The following is an 8,859-nucleotide window of genomic DNA, read 5'->3' as shown; positions in this document are numbered from 1 at the left end:
GCCATCAAAACCTAGCTTGGCCAAATCGAGTTCATCGACGAAAACGTCAACCACCCGAACCGGATTGGTATCGCTGACGTAATCGTCGAGGCTTTCGGGAAGTAAGGTGCTTTGGCCTCGATGTTCACCTTGGATAAACCGTTTCATGGGCGCCCCTTGCGGTGAGATTCTCCGAAATCATAGCAAAGGTTTACCGGGGCGTTTTTACACACTCTGGGCCGGATAGCGCCCTTCCACCGCCGGCACCATGCGGCAGGCATTTTTCTGAGTTCGGATCTCATTGATGTGCTGCCAATTGCGACTGGACGATATTCCGTAGTCCATCAGGTTACCGCCTCTAAGTTGTAGACGAGCTCACCAGCAGTTTGCGGCGGTGCGACAGGTCACGAATGATCAGTAATTGCGGGGGAACAACACAGAGGGCAGCGCGCAGACGAAATCGCTGCGACACAACGTACTAGGTATAAGGGACAATTGCGGCAAGGTGATTACCACGTTGCGACTCCGTCCGGCGCAGAAGCCCCAGATATCAGAAGGCTTTGTTGTAGAACAATGAGTAGGATTCGATTCCGTCGTTCGGCTGTTTGATGCCGGCATTGGAATAGTGGATGGCGCGTATGCCGACCTTTTGCTCGTGCGGCAGCTTCAGGCCGGCGCCGATGCGGTTTTCGAAGTTGAACGAGGAACCCAATTGCTGCTCGCCGACATCGGTCTTGGAGAAGAATGCAACGCCAATCCCGGCTTCGACGAAGGGCGTGTATTTGAAGCCGCTGAACTCATAGACAAATACCGGGGCGAAGGACAGCGAGTGCGCACCGCTGTAGTCGTCACCGCCTTCCCAATAGGTATAGGCAGCTTCCCAGTAGCCGGTCAGCTGGCCAGTGCCGCTGTTCAGCCAGGTTTTGTCCCAGTCGAACGCCAGGCCGGCGCGGTAGCTCATGTCACCTTGACCGGTCATGCCCAGCGCGCCGGAAAACTCGGCGGCGCCAGCGGTGGCTGTGCCGGTAAGAAGTGCGATTGCCAACGACAGTGCGAAGCGGATTTTCATGCTTTCTCTCCTCTGGCTTTCCAAAACAATCAAACGTTGTCATAGCGGCCGGCGTAACGCCGACCGCCTTTTTATTGCGCGGACTCGTCGCGGTGCGCGATGTTCTCCGTCCATCCGCCGCCGAGCGCTCGGAACAGCTGCACCTCGCTGTTGAGCTGCAGCAGTCGGTCGCTGAGCAGCTGTTGCTGGGCAGAGAACAGTTCGCGTTGCGCATCGAGCACGGCCAAGTAGTTGTCGACACCCTCGTCATAGCGCTGCTGCGCCAGTTCCAGGTATTCCTGGGTGGTAGTGGTCAGGTCGGCCTGGGCCTGCAGCTGTTCTTCGAAGGTGCCGCGTGCGGCCAGGCCATCGGCGACTTCGCGGAATGCGGTCTGGATGGTCTGTTCGTACTCGGCGATGTTGATGTCCTTCTGCACCTCGGCGTAATCGAGGTTGGCCTTGAGCCGGCCGGCGGTGAAGATCGGGATGTTGATCTGTGGCATGAAACTCCAGGTGCCCGAACCGCCCTCGAACAGGCCGTCTAGCTCACCGCTCAGGGTGCCGGCGGCGGCTGTCAGGCGGATGCTCGGGAAGAACGCCGCGCGTGCTGCGCCAATGTTGGCGTTGGCCGCATGCAGGCGAAACTCGGCTGCGATGATATCCGGGCGGCGTAGCAGCAGGTCGGCCGGCATGCCCACCGGCAATTCTGCGAACATGCGATCACTGCCGGGTTCATCCGTGATATCGGCCGGCAGCTCGGTGCCGAGCAACAGGCGCAGCAGGTTGGCATCCTGCGCGACCAGGCGCGAATAGCGGGCGAACTGCACGCGCGCCTGCTCCACCAGGCTGCGGGCCTGACGCACATCCAATGCCGATGCCGTGCCAACGTCGTGGGCGGCCTGCACCAGGCTCAGGCTTTTGCCATAGCTGTAGAGCGTGTCGTGGGTCAGTTCCAGCAGGCCCTGGTCGGTGCGCCAGGTCAGGTAGGCCATGGCAACCTCGCTGACCAGTCCGATCTGCACGCTGCGTTGCGCCTCTTCGGTGGCCAGATAACGAGCCAGTGCGCTTTCTTCAAGGCTGCGCAGGCGACCGAAGAAGTCCAGCTCGTAGGCACTGACGCCGAGCGTCACGCCGTACTGGCTGGCGATATCCGCCTCGCCGGTGTTCGACAGATCGGCCGGCAGACGCTGACGCTGGCCGCTGCCGTCGATGCCGATGCTGGGGAATAGATCGGAACGGCTGATGCGATACTGCGCGCGGAAGGCTTCGACGTTGAGCGCCGCCTGACGCAGGTCGCGGTTGTTTTCCAGCGAGAGGCCGATCAGGCGTTGAAGCGTCGGATCGACGAAGAACTCCCTCCAGCCCAGCTCGGCGGTAGTGGTGCTCGCCGCTGCGCCCTGTTCATAGGCCGCGCCTTCCGGCCACTGCGCCTGCACCGGCATGTCCGGGCGCTGGTAGTCAGGAATCAGGCTGCAGCCGGACAGCGCCAGCGTCATCGCGACGGTCAGATGCTTGAGTCTCATGCGGATTCTCCTTCGCCATCGGCCTGAGCCTTCTTGCGGCCTTCGAACAACTTGACCACCACCACATAGAACAGCGGCACGAAGAACACCGCGAGCACCGTGGCGGTGATCATCCCGCCGACCACGCCGGTAGCGACCGAGTGCTGGCTGCCGGCACCGGCGCCACTGGCCAGAGCCATGGGCAATACACCGAAGGTAAAGGCCAAGGAAGTCATGACGATCGGTCGCAGCCGCAGCCTGGCCGCATGAACGGCAGCATCGACCAGCGGCATGCCTTCCTTCTCATACAAATCCTTGGCGAACTCGACGATGAGGATGGCGTTCTTCGCCGACAGGCCGACCGTGGTCATCAGGCCAATCTGGAAGTAGACGTCGGCGTTCAGTTCACGCATTAGCGTGGCAAGTACCGCGCCGAGAATGCCCAGCGGAACCACCATCATCACCGACACCGGTACCGACCAGCTTTCATAAAGTGCAGCCAGGCAGAGGAACACGATTAGCACAGTCAGCGCATAAAGCATGGGCGCCTGGTCGCCGGTTTGGATCTCCTCGTAGGACAGGCCGGTGTAGCTCAGGCCGATGCCTGACGGCAGCTGCTGCATGATCTCGGCGATGGCGATCATCGCGTCACCGGTGCTGTAGCCCGGCGCCGGCTCACCGAGGATTTCCACCGAGGAGATACCACCGTAGCGTTCCAGCTTGGGCGAGCCGAAGGTCCATTCGCCGGTGGCGAAGGCCGAGAATGGCACCATCTCGCCGAGGGCGTTGCGCACGTACCACTTGCCGAAGTCTTCCGGCGAAATGCGCGAATCGTCCTGGCCCTGGATGTACACGCGCTTGACGCGTCCCTGGTCGATGAAGTCGTTGACATACATCGAGCCCCAGGCCGCCGACATGGTCTGGTTGATCGAGGCGATGCTGACCTGCAGGGCGCGGGCCTTCTCGTCGTCGATGTTGATCTGGAACTGCGGCTCGTCATCCTTGCCGTTGGGGCGCACCGCGCGCAGCTTCGGATGCTGGTTGGCCAGCTGCAGGAACTGGTTGCGCGCCTCCATCAGCGCGGCGTGACCGACGCCGGAGTTGTCCTGCAGATAGAGGTTGAACCCCATCGCGTTACCCATTTCCAGGATCGCCGGCGGCACGAAGGCCATGACGGTGGCGTCCTTGATCTGGGCGAAGCGGGCGTTGGCGCGCTGGGCCAGGCTGAACACGTCCTGGCCTTCCGCGGCGCGCACGCTCCAGTCCTTGAGCATGACCAGACCGAGGCCGGAGTTCTGCCCGCGACCGGCGAAGTTGAAGCCGTTGACGGTCAGCACGTGCTGGATCAGCTGGCCTTCCTCATTGCGCAGGTAGTCGCTCACTTCCTGCAGTACCGCTTCGGTGCGTTCGGCGGAGGAATTCACCGGCATGCGTACCTCGACCATCAGCAGGCCCTGGTCTTCGTTGGGCAGGAAGGCCTTGGGAATCTGGGTGAACAGATAGCCGGTGCCGGCGGTAATCAGCACGAACGCCAGCAGGTAGCGCCCGCGGTGCTTGAGCATGCCGCCGACGCCGCGCTCGAAACGGGTGGTGCCGCGCTCGAAGCTGCGGTTGAACCAGCCGAAGAAGCCTTTCTTCTCGTGATGGGCATCGCCTTTGGGCGCCTTGAGGATGGTGGCGCACAGCGCCGGGGTGAAAATCAGCGCGACCAGTACCGAGAGACTCATGCAGAGCACGATAGTCACGGCGAACTGCTTGTAGATGATGCCCGCTGAACCGCCGAAGAAGGCCATCGGCACGAACACCGCCGACAGCACCAGGCCGATGCCGACCAGGGCGCCGGAAATCTGCCCCATCGATTTGCGCGTCGCCTCGAGCGGCGACAGCCCTTCCTCGTGCATCAGGCGTTCGACGTTCTCCACCACGACGATGGCGTCGTCCACCAGCAGGCCGATGGCCAGCACCATGGCGTACATGGTCAGCACGTTGATGCTGATGCCGAAGGAGGGAAGCAGGGCGAAGGCGCCGAGCAGCACGACGGGCACCGCCAGGGTCGGAATCAGCGTGGCGCGGAAGTTCTGCAGGAACAGGTACATCACCAGGAACACCAGCACCACCGCTTCGACGATGGTTTGGATCACGGAGCTGATCGAGGCTTCCACCACCGGGGTGGTGTCGTAGGGATAGAACACCTCGACCCCTTCCGGCAGATAGGCCTTCTGCTTCTCCATCACGGCTTTCACCGCCTTCACGGTTTCCAGCAGGTTGCCGCCGCTGGCCAGGCGCAGGGCCAGGCCCGCCGACGGTCTGCCGTTGTGCTTGCTGGAAATGGCGAAGTTGTCGGCGCCCAGCGCGACCCGGGCAACGTCCTTGACGCGGATCTGCGAGCCGTCGGTTTTGACCTTGACCAGGATTTCCTCGAACTCCTCGGGCGTGGTCATGCGCGTCTTGCCCAGCACCGTGGCGTTGAGCTGCACACCCGAGCGGGTCGGCAGGCCGCCGAGCTGGCCGGAGGAGACCTGCACGTTCTGCTCGCGGATGGCGTTGGCGACGTCGCTGGGGGTCAGCTGGTAGCTGTTGAGCTTGGCCGGGTCGAGCCAGATGCGCATGGCGTAAGGCGAGCCGAACAGCATGTAGTCGCCGACGCCGTCGATGCGCGAGATCGGGTCCTGCAACTGTGAGGCGATCAGGTTGCCGAGGTCGAAGTTGGTCATCTTGCCGGTGGTGTCCGCCAGGCCGATGATCAGAAAAAAGTTCCTCTGGTATTTCACCACCCGCAGGCCCTGGCGCTGCACTTCTTCAGGCAGCCTGGGCGTGGCCAATTGCAGCTTGTTCTGCACCTGGACCTGGGCGATATCCGGGTCGGTGCCCTGCTCGAAGGTCACGATGATGGTCATGCTGCCGTCGGAGGCGCTTTCGGCGGACATGTAGCGGAAGCCGTCGAGGCCGCTGAGTTGCTGCTCGATCACCTGCACCACGGTGTCCTGCACGGTCTGCGCCGAGGCGCCGGGGTAGGTGACCTGGATCGAGACTGCAGGGGCAGCGATGTTCGGGTACTGGCTGATCGGCATTTTCACCAGCGATAACGCGCCGGCGAGCATGGCCACGATGGCCAAAACCCAGGCGAAGATTGGCCGGTCGATGAAAAAACGGGACATGAACGTCTAGCTCCTCAGTGGGCTGTGGCAGCAGTGGGCTCGCCAAACTCGGTAACCAGATGGACGTTGCTGGCCTCCACTGGCTTTACCGTGACGCCACTGCGGGCGTGCTGGGTGCCTTCGGTGATCACACGTTCGCCGTCGGCGAGGCCCTTGCCGATCAGCCAAGCATTACCGACGGTGCGCAGGGTCTCGACTTCGCGCTTCTCGACGCTGTTGTCCTGCTTGACCACCCAGACGCTGGGAACGCCGCGTGTATCGCGGCTCACAGCCTGCTGCGGCACCAGAATGGCGTTTTGCTGAACGCCTTCCTGCAGCAGGGCCTGGACGAACATGCCGGGCAGTAGCTTGCGGTCTGGGTTGGGGAATTCGGCGCGCAGGGTGACCGAGCCAGTGGTGGGGTCGACGCTGACTTCGGAGAATTTCAGCGTGCCGGTCAGCGGATAAGCGCTGCCGTCATCCAGGGTCAGGCTGACCTGCGCCTGGTCTTCGCCGGCGCGTTGAAGGCGCCCTGTTTCCAGGGCTCGCTGCAGTTCGAGCAGCTTGGTAATGGGCTGGGTCACGTCCACGTAAATGGGGTCGAGCTGCTGCACCGTGGCCATTTCCTGCGCCTGGCCGTTGGTCACCAGTGCGCCCTCGGTGACCCGCGAGCGACCGATGCGGCCGGAAATCGGCGACAGCACCTTGGTGTACTGCACGTCGATGCTGGCTACCTGTACTTCGGCCTGGGCCTGTTTCCAGGCGGCCATGGCGTCGTCGTACTGCTGGCGGCTGACGGCATTGGTCTTGACCAGGCGCTCATAGCGCTTGGCCAGGTTTTCCGCCGTGACCAGGTTGGCCTTGGCGCGGGCCAGGCGTGCCTCATAGGTGCGTGCGTCGATCTGGTACAGCTGCTGGCCCTGCTCGACCTCCGTGCCCTCGGTGAACAAACGTTTCTGAACGATGCCGTTGACCTGCGGCCGCACCTCGGCGACACGGTACGAGGCGGTACGTCCCGGCAGTTTGGTGGTCAGTGTCAACGCCTGTGCCTCGACCTGATAGACCCCCACTTCCGGCGGCGGCGCCGCGGTTTGCGTCTTGTCCGACTCCACGCAGCCGGCCAGCAACAGTGCCGCCAGCGGAACGGAATGCCATGCGCGCGATTTAGCTTTTCGGTGATTCACCTGTTGTCTCCCCTCAAATGCACAAAGGCTGTACCATATAGCGATTCAGTGTATCACTATACAGTTCAGTAGAGACATCTCGGAATATGTAACAGGCCTGAACAAGGAACTGGCAACTCCGGTCCGCGACGTTGAAGAATGCCTGTTCACTCTTGCGAAGCTGCTGGAAAACCCCCGCAACCCAAGTGGGCGTAGTACATAAGAGGATGCTATGACACAGACAGACCAGGCCGCTGAAGCCGGCCGGCACAACGGTATTCAGGTAATCGCCCGCGCAGGAGCGATCATGCGGGCCCTGGGCGACAACCCCCAGGGACTGAGCCTGGCTGCTATCGCGCAGATCGTCGACCTGCCCCGCTCCACGGTGCAGCGCATCATCACCGCGCTGGAGGCCGAGTACCTGGTCGAGACCCTTGGCCCCAGTGGCGGCTTCCGCCCGGGGCCGGCACTCGGGCAGCTGATCAGCCAGACCCAGACGGACATCATCACGTTGCTCAAGCCCTACATGCTCGAGCTCTGCGAGCAGTTGGGCGAGTCGGTTTGCGTCAGCACGCTGGTCGGCGCGAAAGCCTACGTGGTCGACCGCGTCGTGGCCGAGCGTGAGCTACGTGTCGTGTTTCCCATTGGTATCAAGGCGCCGGCCTACGCGACCGCGAGCGGCAAGGCGCTGCTGGCGGTCCTGGCCGATGAGTGGCTGCAACAGATGCTGCCCGACCCGCTGCCGATCGTGACTCCATGCACGCCTGACCGGATTACGCTGCTTAAGCAGCTCGGCCAGATCGCTGAGGGCGCCGTTGCCGAAGAGCATGGCGAGCTGATTGAAGGACTCAGCTCGTTTGCGATCACGCTGGAAACCTATTTGGGCCGGTACTCGATCGCAATCGTCGGACCGACAGCGCGGCTAGTGACTCGTCGTGAGCCATTTCAACAGGCGCTGCACCGCTGCCAGCAGAGCGTCGAGCGGGCGATCGGTCGGCGCGCCACGCATACATCCTGAGAGGCGAAAGCATGGCCAGACGAACCGCCGCTGAAGCGGAGCTGACCCGACGCAAGATTCTCATGGCTGCCAATGAAGTGTTCTGGGATGAAGGGGTCGATAACGCCGCGTTGGCGACGGTGGCCAAGATGGCGGGCGTCACACGCGGTGCGGTCTATTGGCATTTCAAAGACAAGCACGCCATCTTGAACGCGCTGTTCGACGAGTTATCGATTCCGCTTCGACAGCCGGTGCCTCGCAATGCCTGCCTTGACAACGCATGGACGTGGCTGGCGCGCGTTCTGCTGAATACGGTTGGCGACGACACGGCTCGAAAGCTCTTGAGCATCATGTTCCTTCAAGGACCTACAGGCGAATGCGGAATCATTCGGGACGGCTTAACGCGGCTGCGCAAGCAGTTCATGCGGCAAATTGCGGCCATCCTCGAGTCCGCTTCTAGAAATGGCGAAATTTCTCCAGACATAAATCTTGAAATGGTCGAGGCGCTATTTCAGAGCGCTATCAGCGGTCTTTTGTATGAATGTCTGCAACAGCCAGAGAACAAAGAGTCGCTAATACGTTCTGTGCTCGAATCACTGCTCTGTCTGATCAAGTCGCCACCTGAGCATTTGTTAAAAGTGTCTGTGGCATGAGGAAATTGCCCGAACTCATGAGGGAGCGGAGTTCTTACCTGCCGCCAGGCACGTCTCGAACTGGATAGAGTGTTCAACGTAATTGAGGACTGTCGGCGGCGCCTCTCGAAAGGGCATGGTATGTAGCGAAACTGCCTGGCGCACGCAAACTCGCGCAAGAGCTACAAACAGCACCAGCTTGGTCGCAACTGGATCTGCCTTGCCACTGCATTTTTGTAGCAGCAACATTGCATCGATATTGAGTACGTGCGTCTTCACGACACCTGCGCCTGCAGCTCAGCATTACTGTCTATGAATCTGCGATGCTCGTTGCTAACTACGGTGAGGTAATATATCAATGAGTTTCCAGCGTGCACTACATCGGAGCGCGACGGCAGTTA

The 8,859-nt window shown here is 61.6% G+C and carries 7 protein-coding genes and 1 pseudogene; 2 read left to right on the top strand and 6 right to left on the bottom strand.

Annotation, left to right across the window (positions count from 1 at the left end):
• The 5 genes and pseudogenes from NA637_RS23190 to tbtA form a co-directional block, all read right to left on the bottom strand.
• A pseudogene (locus NA637_RS23190) lies at positions 1 to 147 on the bottom strand (IS5/IS1182 family transposase); the annotation flags it as partial.
• A 382-nt stretch (positions 148 to 529) separates the two neighbouring features.
• On the bottom strand, positions 530 to 1,048 hold the full coding sequence (locus NA637_RS23185) for an acyloxyacyl hydrolase (RefSeq protein ID WP_033999983.1): 519 nt from the start codon (positions 1,046 to 1,048) through the stop codon (positions 530 to 532).
• Positions 1,049 to 1,119: 71 nt separating this feature from the next.
• Positions 1,120 to 2,550 (bottom strand): multidrug efflux RND transporter outer membrane channel subunit TbtM, encoded by a 1,431-nt coding sequence (gene tbtM / locus NA637_RS23180; protein WP_256074873.1) that lies wholly within the window; start codon positions 2,548 to 2,550, stop codon positions 1,120 to 1,122.
• On the bottom strand, positions 2,547 to 5,687 hold the full coding sequence (tbtB, locus tag NA637_RS23175; RefSeq protein WP_256074872.1) for a multidrug efflux RND transporter permease subunit TbtB: 3,141 nt from the start codon (positions 5,685 to 5,687) through the stop codon (positions 2,547 to 2,549). The genes tbtM and tbtB overlap by 4 nt, the downstream gene beginning before the upstream one ends.
• A 14-nt stretch (positions 5,688 to 5,701) precedes the next feature.
• Positions 5,702 to 6,850, bottom strand: a complete 1,149-nt coding sequence (gene tbtA, locus NA637_RS23170) for a multidrug efflux RND transporter periplasmic adaptor subunit TbtA (RefSeq protein WP_131199604.1) — start codon at positions 6,848 to 6,850, stop codon at positions 5,702 to 5,704.
• 211 nt (positions 6,851 to 7,061) lie between these two features.
• On the opposite strand from tbtA, the gene tbtR reads away from it, so the two are divergent.
• A complete protein-coding gene (gene tbtR / locus NA637_RS23165) occupies positions 7,062 to 7,847 on the top strand; it encodes a tribuytltin resistance regulator TbtR (protein ID WP_256074871.1) in 786 nt (261 codons plus the stop codon).
• Between the two features lie 11 nt (positions 7,848 to 7,858).
• A complete protein-coding gene (locus NA637_RS23160) occupies positions 7,859 to 8,479 on the top strand; it encodes a TetR family transcriptional regulator (protein ID WP_256074870.1) in 621 nt (206 codons plus the stop codon).
• Between the two features lie 15 nt (positions 8,480 to 8,494).
• Here NA637_RS23160 and NA637_RS23155 read toward each other — a convergent pair whose 3' ends face one another.
• Positions 8,495 to 8,737 (bottom strand): hypothetical protein, encoded by a 243-nt coding sequence (locus NA637_RS23155; RefSeq protein WP_256074868.1) that lies wholly within the window; start codon positions 8,735 to 8,737, stop codon positions 8,495 to 8,497.
• Between the last annotated feature and the right edge of the window lie 122 nt (positions 8,738 to 8,859).

The organism is Stutzerimonas stutzeri (assembly GCF_024448935.1).
Taxonomy (GTDB): Bacteria; Pseudomonadota; Gammaproteobacteria; order Pseudomonadales; family Pseudomonadaceae; genus Stutzerimonas; species Stutzerimonas stutzeri_AO.
This window is presented reverse-complemented; position numbering and strand designations above follow the sequence as displayed.

Bases quoted from the DNA above. Each gene is read 5' to 3' on its own strand.
- NA637_RS23185 (WP_033999983.1), bottom strand. From the start codon at position 1,048: ATGAAAATCCGCTTCGCACTGTCGTTGGCAATCGCACTTCTTACCGGC.
- tbtM (WP_256074873.1), bottom strand. From the start codon at position 2,550: ATGAGACTCAAGCATCTGACCGTCGCGATGACGCTGGCGCTGTCCGGC.
- tbtB (WP_256074872.1), bottom strand. From the start codon at position 5,687: ATGTCCCGTTTTTTCATCGACCGGCCAATCTTCGCCTGGGTTTTGGCC.
- tbtR (WP_256074871.1), top strand. From the start codon at position 7,062: ATGACACAGACAGACCAGGCCGCTGAAGCCGGCCGGCACAACGGTATT.
- NA637_RS23160 (WP_256074870.1), top strand. From the start codon at position 7,859: ATGGCCAGACGAACCGCCGCTGAAGCGGAGCTGACCCGACGCAAGATT.